The following is a 15,169-nucleotide window of genomic DNA, read 5'->3' on the forward strand; positions in this document are numbered from 1 at the left end:
ATTGGGAAAGAAAATTTTGATCAGTTAAAAGGATCGAATATTTTTATATTAAACATATTATAATGTTTGATATTTCTAGTAACTAGTATCATATTGCTTTGTTTTGCCTGTGCAGCTATTAAAGCATCGATTGCATTCATACTATCAATACTCATTAATTCACCCCACTCTTCACATATTTCTTTGTCAATATTAAGAATTCTTTCATTATAATCTATAATTATTCTTTCTAACCATTTTTCTAATTTCAAACTTGCTATTTTATCTTTCTTTGCTAATTTTGATATTCCCTTTCTTATTTCGCCGATAAGTAATACAACTTAAGTGTAACTGGCTAGAATGAACAATTGAAAACCATGCTGCTACTTGAGAATTGGATTTTTTCTTTTGAATTTCAGATACAACATTAGTATCTAATAAATATTTCATAATTCAAAATCTCTAGCATACCCTTTTGCTCTCTGAATATCCAAATTATCTATCTTAGGTATGCTCAATAAATATTCTTTGAAATCAGGTTTTTGTTTAGTAAGTTGTTTATAGTCTTTTATACTAATAATTACAACTGCTTCTTCACCCCTTTTTGTAATACATTGAGGGGTACCATGCATTGCAATATCAATAATATTACTTAACTTATTCTTTGCTTCGTGTAACTGCCATTTATTCATATAAAATCCTCATATAACTAGATTGTCTAGATTATTATAATATAAAGATTCAAAAAAATAAAATATTTTTTATTAATTTGAGGTCTTAATAATACTCCTTGCCGATCTCGATTTTAGGGCGATTGTTTGCTACTCGCCAATCGTTAGTATCACGGAAAGAATAAACACAGCCGCAAAATTCTTGTTTATAAAAGTTCTCTTCTTTGGCAATTTCGTACATTCTGCTAGCACCGCCGTCTTTACGCCAATTATAAGTCCAATAGGTCACCCCTTCATAATGAGATGCCGCCCTAGTTCCTGATTCATTAATTTGGTTCATATCTTTCCATCTAGAAATACCAAGCGAGCTAGTTATAACTTTAAAGCCGTTTTCATAAGCATATAAAGCCGTACGCTCGAAACGCATATCAAAACACATTGTACAGCGTATACCTCTCTCAGGCTCAAACTCCATCCCTTTAGCACGCCTAAACCAATTTTGCGGATCATAATCTGCATCGATAAATTCTATATTATGTTTCTCGGCAAATTTAATATTTTCGTTTTTACGAAGCTCATATTCTTTTTTAGGATGAATATTAGGATTGTAGAAAAAAAGCATAAACTTAATGCCGGTATCGATCATTTTTTCCATTAAAGGGCCAACACAAGGAGCACAACAACAATGGAGTAAAACCTTGCTTTCACCGTTTGGTATTTCAAAAACTTCGCTCATATTAATTTACTAGATTCTTTTTATAGGTTTCTTTATAGAATTTTAGAATTATAAAAGATAACAAGGCAAGTGCAATTAAATAATATGCAATAGCATAATTGTCTCCGGTAACTTTCGTTAATATCATTGCTAACATTGGAGCAGTACCGCCAAATATAGCAGCTGCAAGGTTGTATGAAAGTGCAACACCGGTAAATCTTATGCTAGTCGGAAATATCTCTACTAAAACCGTTGGAATAGGCCCCATATAAATGCTAATAACTCCAGCAAATATTACTTGAGATATTATAGCTAAAGTAAAATTCATCGACCCTAAGGCTACAAAAATAGGATAGACTGATAAAATTAACAAGATAATCCCCCATATTAGTACAGGACGTCTCCCCACCTTATCCGAAACATACGCAGATATAGGAAATACTATCATCATTACGATTAATATTATACTACTAACAATTGTGCTTTGCTGATTAGTATAACCGAGTGTTTGCATAAAATTACCAATAAAAACCGTAGAAGTATAAAAAGGAGCAGTTACGGTAATATACAAACCAAGTGCGATAATTAGTTCTTTTGGGTATTTTGTTAATGTTTCTCGTAAAGGAAAACGTGCTAAACGCCCTGTTCCCTTAGCTTTTTTATAAATAGGACTTTCTGCTAGGTTTTTTCTAATATATAAACCTACGGAGCTAATAAATAAACCGGCAATAAAAGGTATCCTCCAACCCCATTCAAATAGCATATCGGCAGGCATAAAATAAGAAAAACCGGCTGCTGTACCAAGTCCAAGCAGCATACCACCGCACATACTAACAAATGAGCTACTCCCCACAAGTCCTCGCTGCTCGAACGAAGCATGTTCTACAATATACGAAATACAACCGCTAAATTCCCCTCCTAAAGAAAAACCTTGTATGAGTCTGATAATAGTTAAAATAATAGGAGCGGCAATTCCAATAGTTTTATAACTTGGTAAGAGCCCTATCCCGGCAGTCGGTATTGCCATAGCTATAATACCCATCACCAAAGCAGTACGTCTACCGAATCTATCACCTATATTACCGAAAATAATACCGCCGAGCGGTCGTACTACAAAGCCTGCAGCAAATACCGCAAAAGTTAAAGTCTCTCGCATTTCTGGATCCGGAAAAAAATGCTGCCCTATAATATAAGCAAATTGCGCATATAATGCATAATCATACCATTCTAAAGCGTTGCCGATCATGCCGGATATTACTACTTTTCTCATTAAGTTATTTTATTGATTTTAAAAAAGATAATAAGAGTAATATTTTATATTCTCAAGTAAAAATAGCTTTATTTCATGCGAATAGCTTTGCTTGCGTTGATACCGTAGTCGTCATTGCGAGGAGCGTAGCGATGTGGCAATCTAGAAAAATAATTAAAAAATTCTGATTTACAGAATTTTTACTGGATTGCTTCGTCGAATTACTGCGTAATTCTTCTCGCAATGACTATACCCTATCTATGTTTTTCATTAACCATTTTCTTAGTTAATTTAGCATTGATTTGAGAAGGAGAAACTTTTATATTTTGTTTGATGTTTTTTGTTTTTTCTTGAGATAGAAGACTTTCTTTATCATTTTGTAATGTTTTCATAAACTTATCTATATTGCTTTGTTCTAGTTTTATTGCATTATCATTATTCAAAATTAATCCTCCAATTTTTTCACCAAGTTCAGGTGCATATCTGACGGCAAAAATTGATGCCGGTACAACTATGATAGAAAAAGCCGCTCCCGCAGTCGCAACACTGATTGCTCCGACTAATAAAGCACAAACAGCACCGGCGATTTTTCCGGTTGCTTGTTTAAATATATTACTTTTTTGTGTAAATACTAAAGACATCTCTAATATTTTATTAAATTCTTTCTTTATATAGATGGTTGCTTCATCAATATTATTATATTTCTTTATGGCATACATTACAAAAGCCTTAAATAATTTTTTGTGAGACTCCGCATAATTTATTATTTTGTCAAAATTCTTCTCTTTTAAAAGAGTTTTAAATATATTTTTAATTTTTTCTTTTTTGGTACTATTTATTTCATCTCCAAAATAAACTTCTACAAGATTTTCTGCTATTATATCTTGTGATTGCTCTAAAATATTATTCTTATTTTGCTCATTTTCATCTTCAGAAGTAATCATTATTGCAAATAACTCTAATGCTACGGAAAAATTATCATCGTTAATAACCCGCATACCTAAATAATTTTTGAGTCTAGAAATACATTTATTAATATATTTTTCAGCTTCTGGTTTAGAATTAAGCCTTAGCGTATAATCTATAGCAAGCATATTTGCAATAGTAGAGCAAGTAGATTTCATAAGATTATTGACAAAATTATTAACAATATCTTTTTTAAATAAATTAGTATTTACGTTATTAAGTACTATTGCATTATTCATTTTGGTAATTTATTTTGAGGCTAATTCTCTGATATATAATATCAATTTAGCATAAATAAGATTAGGAGCATGATTTACTGAAAGTTTATATATATTCTTAGGTGTTAACACTTCTTCATTACGTACTCGTACAAAAGATATAAGAGTATTAGGAGGCATATAAGAATAAATTTCAGAGAATATTTTTAGAAAAGTCAAAAAATCTGCACATGCATATTTTATATTTATGCTATAATTATTTACATGAATCGATTCACCTTCTCCTTCAATCGCCTGAACATTATTTTTAAATACTGAATTTATAAATACATCTATAGGTTCTACTAAATCATATTTATTGCTTAAGCTTTTTATTTTAGGAATTAGTTCTTGATAATTTAAGCAACTCACACTACTTGGCACGCTTAAATCTACATATTTTTTGTACGATTCTAATATTTCTTCTTTAGAGTTAATGACAGAATAAAGCTTTAAAACTTCCTCTGTTAGATTTTCTTGTAAAACTTGTTTATCAAGAATAGATTTACTGTATTCTTGCTGGAAATTTTTTATTAGCCAAATAGTTAAGGAAATAAAGAAGAAATATATAATAAATTGAAAAAATATAAGATTCTTTAAATACATAATATATTTTTCAAACATTATTTTTACCTTGGATTATTAGTGCCGTTGCATGGTTTATGCCATTCCCGCGTAGGCGGGAATGACATAGAATATTACGTTTTATTATCAACTATATTAACCGATAAAGGAATTACTACCTTACCGAATATATCAAGTATTTTATCCTTATATATAACATAATCTATCTGCGAATTAGATAATTTATTTTTTACGTTTGTCATATAACCATCTAGTATCTTTAGAGATTCATCTACCGATAGATTATTAGTATGATATTTAAGTATTAATTTGATTATTAATTGTCTCTTAGAGACTAACAAAATATTATCTATATTTGTTAATTCCCATTTAATTTCTTCTAATTTAAAAGCCGGATTTAAAGTAATTATTAGCCTTTTAAGTAAATCAAACGGCAGTGGTACCGGTGCTTCTAGTAATTTTTCTATTACATATAAATCAGCTAGACTAGTAGTATTTTTAATATAAGGATATTTATATTTGATACCATCATATTCTTGATTTATTGCATAATATTTTTCATTAATAGCGTTTATGTCTTTGTAATTTTGTTTTGTATTATATTTGATAATACCGACCACTAATATTAATATTATAAGTAATGCACTATATAATTTAAATGTCAGATCCTTTATAGTAACTAGTTTTTTTATTGATTTTAAATTATTATTATAAGCAGGAAAACTCTTATATTCTAGAAACAGTCTACTAATATTCGTATCTATAAATCTTTCTTTTTCTAGAGTTTGCTTATTTAGTATATTATCAACCGGTATAAAGATTACAGGGCGTTCTTCAAAATTTGTTGATTCTAATAAAGATTTTAACTCTTCATCTACTATAAGAATTATACAGGCTCTTTGGTCAAAATTACTTATATAGTTTTTAAATAATATTAAACAATCATTAATTTCTTGTTCTATAATACCTTGAACATAGCCGGTTGTTTTATCAAATGGATACTCAAGATTTCTAATTGTTATTATATTATTTTTATGTTTGATAATAAATTTTATACCGCTAGCTTGTGATGCATATACACAAATTTGAAAATAATCGTTATATTTATCATTTTCTATATTCTGTACTATTTTATTTATAATAACTTTTAGCTCTAACGTTAAAAAGTAAATTCCTTTTAAATCAAGAGATCTTTTATTTATAATGCATGAAATTATATCACTTAAAGGTGTTTCAAATGGACACGACATAATTAAAGTCGACCAAATTTCACTTGGGGTAGTAGTAATTTCGTAAACACAATGTGCTATAATGTCCTCTTTATTAAAATAACCTTCAATAAATTGTTCAATAGGATCAAGTTTAACTATTGACTGTAATATAGGTATTTGATCGTGCCGTGTTTTACATTCACTGCCGTCAAGTAAAAAATAAATATCGCTTTTTGGAAATTTACTAAAAAAGTTTTTATAAGAATTTAAGTCTACCTGTTCCCGAGTAGGGATAAATAATTTATCTAATAATTTATTATCGAGAAAAGTACTAAGAAATACACCTTTATTACCTAGTAACACCACAATCTTTTTTCTTTTGAAAGAAAATATTTTTAATTTTGTAGCAAATTGAACAAAATGTAATTTGATCGAATCAAAAATATTTTTCATAAATAAATTTATTTTAATCATAATTCAGTGTATTTTACTATACTGGACGTCATTTCTGCGTGGATACCCGAACCGTCATTGCGAACGACTGATAAGGAGCGTGGCAATCTCAGGGCTTTGGCACGAGATTGCGTACGTACAATTGCTACGTAATTTTCCTCGCAATGACGAAAAATGATCCTCTCCGGAATGACATAACATTAAATAATATATCTTACCATGACTAAATTTACCACCGAAGAAGTTAGAAGTAAATTTATAACTTACTTTAAAGCAAATAATCATACACATGTACCGGCCAGCTCGTTAATTCCACACAATGACCCTAGCTTAATGTTTGTTAATTCCGGAATGGTACAATTTAAAAATGTTTTTACCGGACAAGGAAAAAGACCTTATAACAAAGCGGTAACTAGTCAAAAGTCTCTTAGAGCCGGTGGCAAGCATAACGACCTTGAGAATGTCGGTTATACGGCAAGACATCATACCTTTTTTGAAATGCTAGGTAATTTTTCATTCGGTGACTATTTTAAAGAACAAGCCATATATTACGCTTGGAATTTATTGACTAAAGAATTTGAACTCCCAAAAGACAAGCTTTATGCAACAATTTATCATACCGATGACGAAGCAGCTTCTTATTGGAAAAAAATAGCAGGTTTTGGGGATGATCGCATCATAAAGATCAAAACAAACGATAATTTTTGGTCAATGGGTGATACTGGCCCTTGCGGTCCTTGTTCCGAAATTTTTTACGACCACGGTGAACAAATATATGGCGGACTTCCCGGTACTAAAGATGAAGACGGTGATAGATTTATTGAGATTTGGAATATGGTATTTATGCAATATGAACAAATCGATAAAGATACTAGCATAGAATTATCGCAAAAGTCTATCGATACCGGTATGGGTCTTGAGCGTATGACGGCAGTATTACAGCATGTTAACAACAATTATGATATAGATTTATTTCAGGAAATAATTAATTTTACTGAAAATATAGTAAAAGTGAAAGTAGAGGGAGAAGCTAAATTTTCTTACCGAGTTATTGCCGACCACTTGCGAGCAAGTAGCTTTTTAATAGCTGACGGTGTTATTCCTTCAAATGAGGGGCGTGGTTACGTACTTCGCCGCATTATGCGAAGATCCATGAGGCACGCTCATATGCTTGGGTCAAAAGAGCCGTTAATGTATAAATTACTGCCAAAACTTGTTAATTTAATGGGGAATGTTTATCCTGAACTTAAAAGAGCAGAAAGCTTTATAAGCAGTATCTTAGAACAAGAAGAAATTAGATTTAAAGCCACATTAGAACGTGGTCTCAAACTTCTTACCGAAGAAACAGAAACGCTAACAAAAGGTAATGAATTATCAGGAGAAGTAGCATTTAAACTATACGATACTTACGGATTTCCGCTTGATTTAACCGAAGATATTCTAAAAAACCGTGATATTTCCATTGATCACAAAGGGTTTGAAGAGCAAATGCTTATGCAAAAAGAACGTGCTAGAAAATCTTGGCTTGGCTCCGGTGAATCAAAAACCGATCAGTTGTGGTTTGATATCAAAGAACAACATGGTAGCACGGAATTTTTAGGATATACACTTAATGAAGCAAAATGTAAAATAATTGCATTAATCAAAAATAATAATTTAGTTAATGATATAAAAAAGATAGATACACAATTCCTGCTAATCAGCAACCAAACTCCTTTCTACGGTGAATCAGGCGGTCAAATAGGTGACATCGGAACGATATTTGCAAAAGATTCTGAAGTAGAAGTAATAGATACTTTAAAATATTTAGGCTCTATTATAGTCCACAAATGTATTTTGAAAAAGGGGCAGATTAACGTAGGCGAGAATGCTAATTTTAGTATAGACATAAGATATAGACAAAATTTAAGAATTCATCACTCGGCAACGCATATATTACATGCAGTACTGCATAAGGTACTTGGTAAACATGTTACTCAAAAAGGTTCGTTAGTCGCTCCGACTTATTTACGCTTTGATATTAGCCATTCTAAAGCTGTGACTAATGAAGAAATCACTTTAATCGAAGATAAGGTAAATGAGATTATTAGAGATAATCATGAAGTAAATACTACATTAATGGCAACTGAAGATGCAGTTAAACAAGGAGCTATGGCACTGTTTGGCGAGAAATACGACTCTGAAGTAAGAGTAGTTAAGATGGGTGAGACTTCTTTAGAATTATGCGGCGGTACACATGTCAGACGTACCGGTGACATCGGTTGCTTTAAAATCACAAGCGAAAGTGCTATAGCAGCAGGTGTTCGTAGAATTGAAGCAGTTTGCGGTGAATTCGTAATTAAATTAATGAGAGAAAAGGATAGTTTACTTAAATCGATAGAAAGCAGTTTAAAAACTAATAAAAATGAACTTATTACTAAGGTTAATAATATCTTAGAGCGTAACAAGGAAGTTGAGAAAGAGTTAGAAAAAACTCATTTAGCTAGTTTAGATTTAAGTATAGAGCAAATTGAAAAGCAAGCTGCACAAATAACAGGAATAAAACTATTATACAAAAAAGTAGGAAATATAGACAATAAAATATTACGTCAAGCTGCCGAAAATTTAACAAAAAAAGTAGAAGATTTGATAATGGTATATATTGCCGAGGGAAGTGGTAAATTATCTATTACGGTTGCGGTGAGTAAAGCTATAACAGACAAATACAATGCAAATATAATTGCAAAAAAACTTTCTTTATTCTTAGGTGGCAGTGGCGGAGGTGGACAAGCAAACCTTGCTCAAGCCGGTGGAAATGATATAGGTAAGCTAACTAACATCCATGAAAAATTATACAGTTTATTGACAGTGTCGTAGTGTACTAATTTAGGACGTCATTACGAGTGTGCTTTGTAGATGGATACCCGGTTGCCATTGTGAGCAGCCGTAGTACTTGCGTGGCAATCTCGTCAAATATCCTGAGATTGCTTCGTCAATTACTTCGTAATTTCCTCGCAATGACAAGGTGGGGTATCCACGTAACAATGCCTATGCAGGGAGGCATTGTAATGACAAAATTTATGGTTGTTAATACGCTGCTTTCACAAAATAAAGACCGGAGGCGGGAGCAGTAGGACCGGCGACTTTTCTATCTTTGGCTTCTAGAACATCTTTAATTTGTTCTGCCTGCCAAATATTTTTACCAACAAGTACTAAACTGCCGACAATATTACGTACCATATGATGCAAAAATGATGGGGCTGAAAGATATAATTTTATTTCTTCGTCTTCTTTAATAATATTAAGTTCAGTTAAAGTTTTAATCGGTGATTTTGATTGACATGAGCTAGCCCTAAATGAAGTAAAATCATGTTTGCCTAATAGACAAGCGGCAGCTTGTTGCATAGCCGGAACATCTAAAGGTGAACTAATCCACCATGCTCTATTTAAATCAATTACCGATGGATAAGGTCTATTAATAATTCTATATATATAATAACGAGAGGTAGCTGAAAACCTAGCATGAAAATTATTGGGGGCTAATTCACAATTCCATACTCCTACGGCATACGGTCTTGCAAAATAGTTGATAGCCGTAATAATTTTGTGAGGTTCTAAATATTTTGAAAGATCAAAATGTGCTACTTGACCTATAGCATGAACACCGGCATCTGTCCTTCCTGACCCAAACAATATCACCTGTTCACCGGAAAATTTATAAATCGCTTCTTCTAATATCTGCTGTACCGACATTACTCCTGCTTGTTTTTGCCAACCTGCAAGATCCGTGCCTAAATATTCAATGGTAATTTTATATCGATACATAATAGCCCACTGTCATCCCGTGACTTGACTACGGGATCTTGTATCACAGCCCGTGTCCTGAGATCCCGAATCACGGGATGACAGTATAAGTATTATCATGCTTCTAGTAAATCCGATGAATTACCGTCACCACGCTTTCCTCCGCTTCTAAAGCTATTAAGTTTTTTGGATCTAATAGGATGTTGTAACTTTCTTAAAGCTTTTGACTCGATTTGTCTTATACGTTCTCTAGTTACTTTAAATTGCTGCCCTACTTCTTCTAATGTATGGTCAGTATTCATACCTATACCGAAACGCATTCTAAGCACTCTTTCTTCACGAGGCGTAAGGGTTGCAAGTACTCTAGTGGTAACTTCTCGTAAATTTGACTGAATTGCCGCATCAATCGGTGCTACTGCATTCTTATCTTCGATAAAATCGCCTAATTGACCACCGTCACTATCATCACCTACGGGATTCTCAAGACTTATAGGTTCTTTAGCTATTTTCATGACTTTACGCACTTTATCAAGCGGCATTGAAAGACGGTTAGCGATTTCCGTTGCTGTTGGTTCGTATCCGAGTTCATTAAGCATTTGTCTTGAAGCACGTAGTATCTTATTAATTGTTTCAATCATATGCACAGGAATACGTATAGTCCTTGCTTGATCGGCAATAGCTCTTGTTATAGCTTGTCTAATCCACCACGTAGCATAGGTAGAGAATTTATAACCACGGCGATATTCAAATTTATCCACCGCTTTCATAAGTCCTATATTACCTTCTTGAATTAAATCCAAAAACTGCAATCCTCTATTAGCGTATTTTTTAGCAATAGATATAACTAAACGTAAATTCGCTTCTATCATATCTTTTTTTGCTTGTAGAGTTTGTCTCTCACTTTTTTGTATAGTATTCACTAGTTTTTTAAAATCATTAACTAAAAGACCGGTTTTAGATTCTATAACCGATAATTCAGCAATCATTTGATCTATATAATCCGATTCTTTAGTCATTAACTCTTTCCAAGCGACTTTTTTATTTTTCAGCATTTTTTCCTTCCATGCTGCATTGATAACCGATCCTATATATTCATCAAGGAAATTTTGGCGAGTTACTCCATATTTTTCAGCAAGTTTTAAAAAAGCTGTTTCTTTATTAATTAAATCACGATTTATTCCGTACATCTTACCTAAAATTTCTTCCGTTCTTTTAGAATTAAAATGTATTTCCGAAACTTCATTTATTAATAATTCCAAATTATTATATTTTTTGCTATTTTGTAAAACCTTCGGCTCAAAAGATTTCTCATAACATTTTTTAGCTTCAATGAGTAGCTCTTCGCAGATAAAAGAAATCTTTTTCATACGCTCTATAATATTAGGTAATATCTGCGTTTCTACTCTAGACATAGATAAGTGATTATCCTCATGCTCTTCTCCTTCGGTCTCACTACTATGTTCTTCATCATTTTCGGGTGTTTCGTCATGTAACATGTTAGCTTCTAAATCTATCAGATCACGTAGTAACATTTTTTCATTAACTAAATCTTCATACCATACTATAAAACAACGCATAGCAATAGGGCTTCTGCATAAGGAAGCAGTCATTGTTTTATGTCCTTCCTCAATCCTTTTTGCTATTTCTACTTCATTTTCACGAGTTAAAAGATCGACTCCCCCCATATCCTTAAGATATAATCTTACAGGATCATCGGTAATACCTATATTTTCTTCTTCTACCTCATCCTCAGGTTCATTATCAACATTGGTAGATAGCTTAAATTCTTCATCCATTCCGATATCAAGCTTAATTTCATCATCTTCATTAGATTCTAAAATATCTACTCCCGCATCGGAAAATTTTAATATAGCTTCCTCTAATTGTCTTATTGAAGGATTTTTATTAAGAGGAAGAGCGTTGTTTATATCATCATAAGTGACCGGTATCTTTTTAGATTTAGCTTTTTTAAGTAAACTATCTATTTTATCTAGATCATTGTCTATATTGCTATTGCTCATTAAATACCTATATGCTTTTTTCTTTTAAAAGAAGTTTGAAATAATTAAGTTATCGTGTGATTAATAAAAAATTTGTTTAAAACTTGAAGTTCATTTGCAATCTTCAGAATTTCTTTTTTATATAGTAAAACTTTTTCAAAGTCGTGATTGTCAGTACTGTTTATGGTAATAGCGTATTCTTGTTGTAAATTTATTAGATAATATTTCTTATGTAGCCACTGCCATAATAAATCCAGTCTGATATTATTTTTATTAAATGAGATATCTAAAAACAAATTATCCGTTTTTGATAATAATAAAAAAATATCAAAAAAGCTAGTTTTTTCCACAATTGCAGTAATTTCACTTGCTTCTACGTTATTATCTATAATCTCGTTTAAATACCAATTACGGAATTCTTCAAGCGATTTATTATTAAAATTAAGATTTAAGATGAAATCTCTAATATCTTTTTCTTCAAGTATTATAGGAAATTTAACCAACAAAGCACAAAAAGCGTGTTCTAGTATTTCAAGCTCCGAATAGCCATGACTTGAAATTATAGGAGCCAAATTTGAGTTTTTAGTTGTAGCTTTCTTCTGCGTTGTGACTAAATTTTGCCATATTTGATCTTTAAAAAACCTGTAATAACTTGCTTTTAAATCACTATCCGATATTTTGCTGCAATAATTTTTTAAATTTTTTTCTAAATTAGCTTTTTCTTCCGCAGTTTTAAAACTCTTGCCGCTATACTCAATATGCCAAATCATTTCTGATAAGCTTATTCTTTTATCTATAAGCTTTGCAAAAAAATCAGCACCGTTTTTATTTACTGCATCGTCGGGATCAAGTCCGCTTGGTAACCTAATAAAAGAAATTTTCTTTTCACTATTAATAAGCGGTAATGCTAAGTTAATAGTTCTTATGCTAGCTTTTATGCCTGCATTATCTCCGTCAAGACATAATATAATTTCATCACCAGCACGCCATAATTTATGTAGGTGATTCTCGGTAACGCTAGTACCGAGACTCGCAACCGTTTCACTAAAACCTGCTTGATGTAGTGCTATAACATCAAAATAACCTTCTACTAAAATCGAATTATTTTTTTTATAGCTACTGCTTATTGCTTTATGCTCACCGTATAGAGTTTCACTTTTTTGAAATACTGTAGTTTCAGGTGAATTTAAGTATTTAGGCAGCCCCTCCCCTAGTACTCTACCGCCAAAGCCTACAATTTTATTGTAAATATTCCTAATTGGAATAGTAATACGGTTAGAAAATAAATTATATATTTCACCGTTTTCTCGCTTGCCGATTAGCCCTGCTTTACCAAGCTTTATAATATCTATATTTTTATCGTGAAAAAATTTTTCAAATTTATTATTCTTCGGGGCAAAGCCTATTGAAAACTCTTTTACTGTTTCTTCGGTAATACCCCTTTCGTGTAGATAATGTAATATTTCAGGTGTTAATTGTGTCCTGAAAAATTTATTGGCGAGTTCTAAAATATTTAGAATTTCATCGGATTCTTCATAAAATTCTTTCTGTTTCGCAGTTAATTTCGGTATCTCTATACCGTAATCGGTTGCAAGCTTTATAGCAGACTCATTATAAGATAAACCGCTAATATTAGAAGTAAATTTTATAACGTCACCGGCTGCTTTACAACCAAAACAATAGAAAAATCTCTTACTATCACTAACCGTAAAAGATGGGGTCTTTTCTTGATGGAAGGGACATAAACCTACATAGTTACCGGATTTTCTAGTTAAAGCTACTTTTTGCCGCACTACATCCGATATGTTAATACGGTTTCTTAAGAACTCATAAAATTCCGGTGCAACTCTCATTATATTACAATATGTAGGAAAGAATAACTGTAGAAAGACAATAAGAAAGCGGTATAGACAAATTATCGTTAATTCTTAAATCTTTTGAATAAAATTCAGCTACTGTAACCCCTATGCAGCTTATAATAATAATAATAAAACTTGTATTATATCCTAAATAGAAATACACTAATATACTTATAAAAATTGCAGAAACTAAAAAGGTAATAGAACCAGCTATAGATTTACCGTTACCTAAGCTATTTCCTATTTTAACGCCGACAAGAGCCGCTAAACAATCTGAAATAATTAAAATCAACCACGAACAAATCACTAAATTTTTAGGAAAAAGAAGAGCAGTTAAGAAAAAACCGAGCATCATAAAGCTAACGCCGCTTAAAGCAAAAGAACCGTTATTTTCTTCAAGCCTTATAATTTTTGAAAAAAATCTAGTTACAAATTCGCTAATTTTTGCATTATTATGACGTGATACATCTAAATATAATGTAATAGCCGTTATTATAAATAATAATAACGTAATAGCGGTTCTTGGAATAAATAAATAAAGCAGCGGGAATATTATAGCCGATAGGTGGAAAATTTTACGCTTTTTCTCAAAGTCAAAATCTTTAATTTCCATAAGATTACTAATTTGTTGCTATTGTTATATGAGAAATAATGCCAACATCATTGCGAGCAGTATTCGATGTCATTCCTGCGAAAGCAGGAATAACATAACAGAATCCGCTTAGACAAGGACCGCTTGCAATGACGATATTTAGGCAATGCCAAATAATTAAAAAGGCTTATTTGACAAATTTCACTATTACAAATATACTTGCTGAAATCTATATTATTGAAAATAGTATACTAAAATTACCAAATCTATACAATATAATTATGAATACAAAATTTCCTATCACCGCTAAAGGTTTTGAAAAATTAGAACACGAGCTTAAACATTTAAAACATGTAGAACGTAAAAAAATTAGTGAAGATATAGCCGAAGCACGAGAACACGGCGATTTATCCGAGAATGCGGAATATGAAGCGGCACGTGAGAAACAAGCATTTATAGAAGGACGTATTAAAGAGCTTGAAGATATGACGGCAAGAGCGGAAATTATTACTATTGGTAAATTATCGGGAGATAACATAAAATTCGGGGCTACGGTTACTTTGATCGACGACGATACTGAAGAAGAAGTAACATATATTATTGTAGGAGAATATGAAGCCGATATAACTAGAAAAAGAGTTTCAATCGCTTCTCCTATAGCAAAAGCTTTGATTGGAAAATCGGTAGGTGATTTTGTAGAAGTTACAACACCGAAAGGATCTAAATCATACGAAGTAGTTACCGTTGAATATAAAGAACTAGAACTTTAATTTGATTTTTTTGTCACTGTAAACGTTAACCGTATGGCTTGTTATGTCATTCCCGCCTACGCGGGAACGACATCGAGTA

General features: G+C 31.8%; 12 protein-coding genes and 1 pseudogene. 2 read left to right on the forward strand and 11 right to left on the reverse strand.

The genetic code is table 11. The features are described from left to right. Positions 1–20: 20 nt before the first annotated feature. The 7 genes and pseudogenes from RGRA_RS08115 to RGRA_RS0100135 form a co-directional block, all read right to left on the reverse strand. Positions 21–429, reverse strand: a pseudogene (locus RGRA_RS08115) (PIN domain-containing protein). After that, positions 426–671, reverse strand: a complete 246-nt coding sequence (locus RGRA_RS0100110; protein ID WP_014408039.1) for a type II toxin-antitoxin system Phd/YefM family antitoxin — start codon at positions 669–671, stop codon at positions 426–428. Before RGRA_RS0100110 ends, RGRA_RS08115 begins: the two are co-directional and overlap by 4 nt. Before the next feature lie 85 nt (positions 672–756). Further along, positions 757–1,386 carry an epoxyqueuosine reductase QueH gene (locus RGRA_RS0100115; protein WP_014409708.1) on the reverse strand — a complete coding sequence of 210 codons (630 nt, stop codon included), beginning with the start codon at positions 1,384–1,386 and terminating at the stop codon, positions 757–759. A 1-nt stretch (position 1,387) separates the two neighbouring features. Then, the gene (locus tag RGRA_RS0100120; protein WP_017442749.1) at positions 1,388–2,635 is read right to left on the reverse strand and encodes a metabolite/H+ symporter; all 1,248 of its coding nucleotides are present in this window, start codon (positions 2,633–2,635) and stop codon (positions 1,388–1,390) included. Positions 2,636–2,868: 233 nt separating this feature from the next. Continuing rightward, entirely contained in the window at positions 2,869–3,819 is a 951-nt protein-coding gene (locus tag RGRA_RS0100125; RefSeq protein WP_017442750.1) for an RP853 family protein, read from the reverse strand. Between the two features lie 9 nt (positions 3,820–3,828). Beyond that, entirely contained in the window at positions 3,829–4,461 is a 633-nt protein-coding gene (locus tag RGRA_RS0100130; protein ID WP_017442751.1) for a hypothetical protein, read from the reverse strand. A gap of 74 nt (positions 4,462–4,535) precedes the next feature. Beyond that, positions 4,536–6,107 (reverse strand): hypothetical protein, encoded by a 1,572-nt coding sequence (locus RGRA_RS0100135; RefSeq protein WP_017442752.1) that lies wholly within the window; start codon positions 6,105–6,107, stop codon positions 4,536–4,538. Positions 6,108–6,305: 198 nt separating this feature from the next. On the opposite strand from RGRA_RS0100135, the gene alaS reads away from it, so the two are divergent. Continuing rightward, complete coding sequence (alaS, locus tag RGRA_RS0100140; RefSeq protein WP_017442753.1) at positions 6,306–8,942, forward strand: alanine--tRNA ligase; 2,637 nt, start codon at positions 6,306–6,308, stop codon at positions 8,940–8,942. 210 nt (positions 8,943–9,152) lie between these two features. Here alaS and truA read toward each other — a convergent pair whose 3' ends face one another. The 4 genes from truA to RGRA_RS0100160 all read right to left on the reverse strand — a co-directional run bounded on the left by truA (position 9,153) and on the right by RGRA_RS0100160 (position 14,341). Next, a complete protein-coding gene (gene truA / locus RGRA_RS0100145; protein ID WP_017442754.1) occupies positions 9,153–9,890 on the reverse strand; it encodes a tRNA pseudouridine(38-40) synthase TruA in 738 nt (245 codons plus the stop codon). 95 nt (positions 9,891–9,985) lie between these two features. Further along, positions 9,986–11,890, reverse strand: a complete 1,905-nt coding sequence (gene rpoD, locus RGRA_RS0100150) for an RNA polymerase sigma factor RpoD (protein ID WP_017442755.1) — start codon at positions 11,888–11,890, stop codon at positions 9,986–9,988. 44 nt (positions 11,891–11,934) lie between these two features. Continuing rightward, on the reverse strand, positions 11,935–13,722 hold the full coding sequence (dnaG, locus tag RGRA_RS0100155) for a DNA primase (RefSeq protein WP_017442756.1): 1,788 nt from the start codon (positions 13,720–13,722) through the stop codon (positions 11,935–11,937). A 4-nt stretch (positions 13,723–13,726) separates the two neighbouring features. Next, positions 13,727–14,341, reverse strand: a complete 615-nt coding sequence (locus RGRA_RS0100160; protein ID WP_017442757.1) for a diacylglycerol/polyprenol kinase family protein — start codon at positions 14,339–14,341, stop codon at positions 13,727–13,729. Positions 14,342–14,601: 260 nt separating this feature from the next. Between RGRA_RS0100160 and greA the strand changes: the two genes are divergently transcribed. After that, positions 14,602–15,090, forward strand: coding sequence for a transcription elongation factor GreA (gene greA, locus RGRA_RS0100165; protein ID WP_024547197.1), 489 nt, complete (start codon positions 14,602–14,604; stop codon positions 15,088–15,090). Positions 15,091–15,169: the final 79 nt, after the last annotated feature.

It is taken from the genome of Rickettsia gravesii BWI-1 (assembly GCF_000485845.1).
GTDB classification, from domain to species: Bacteria; Pseudomonadota; Alphaproteobacteria; order Rickettsiales; family Rickettsiaceae; genus Rickettsia; species Rickettsia rickettsii.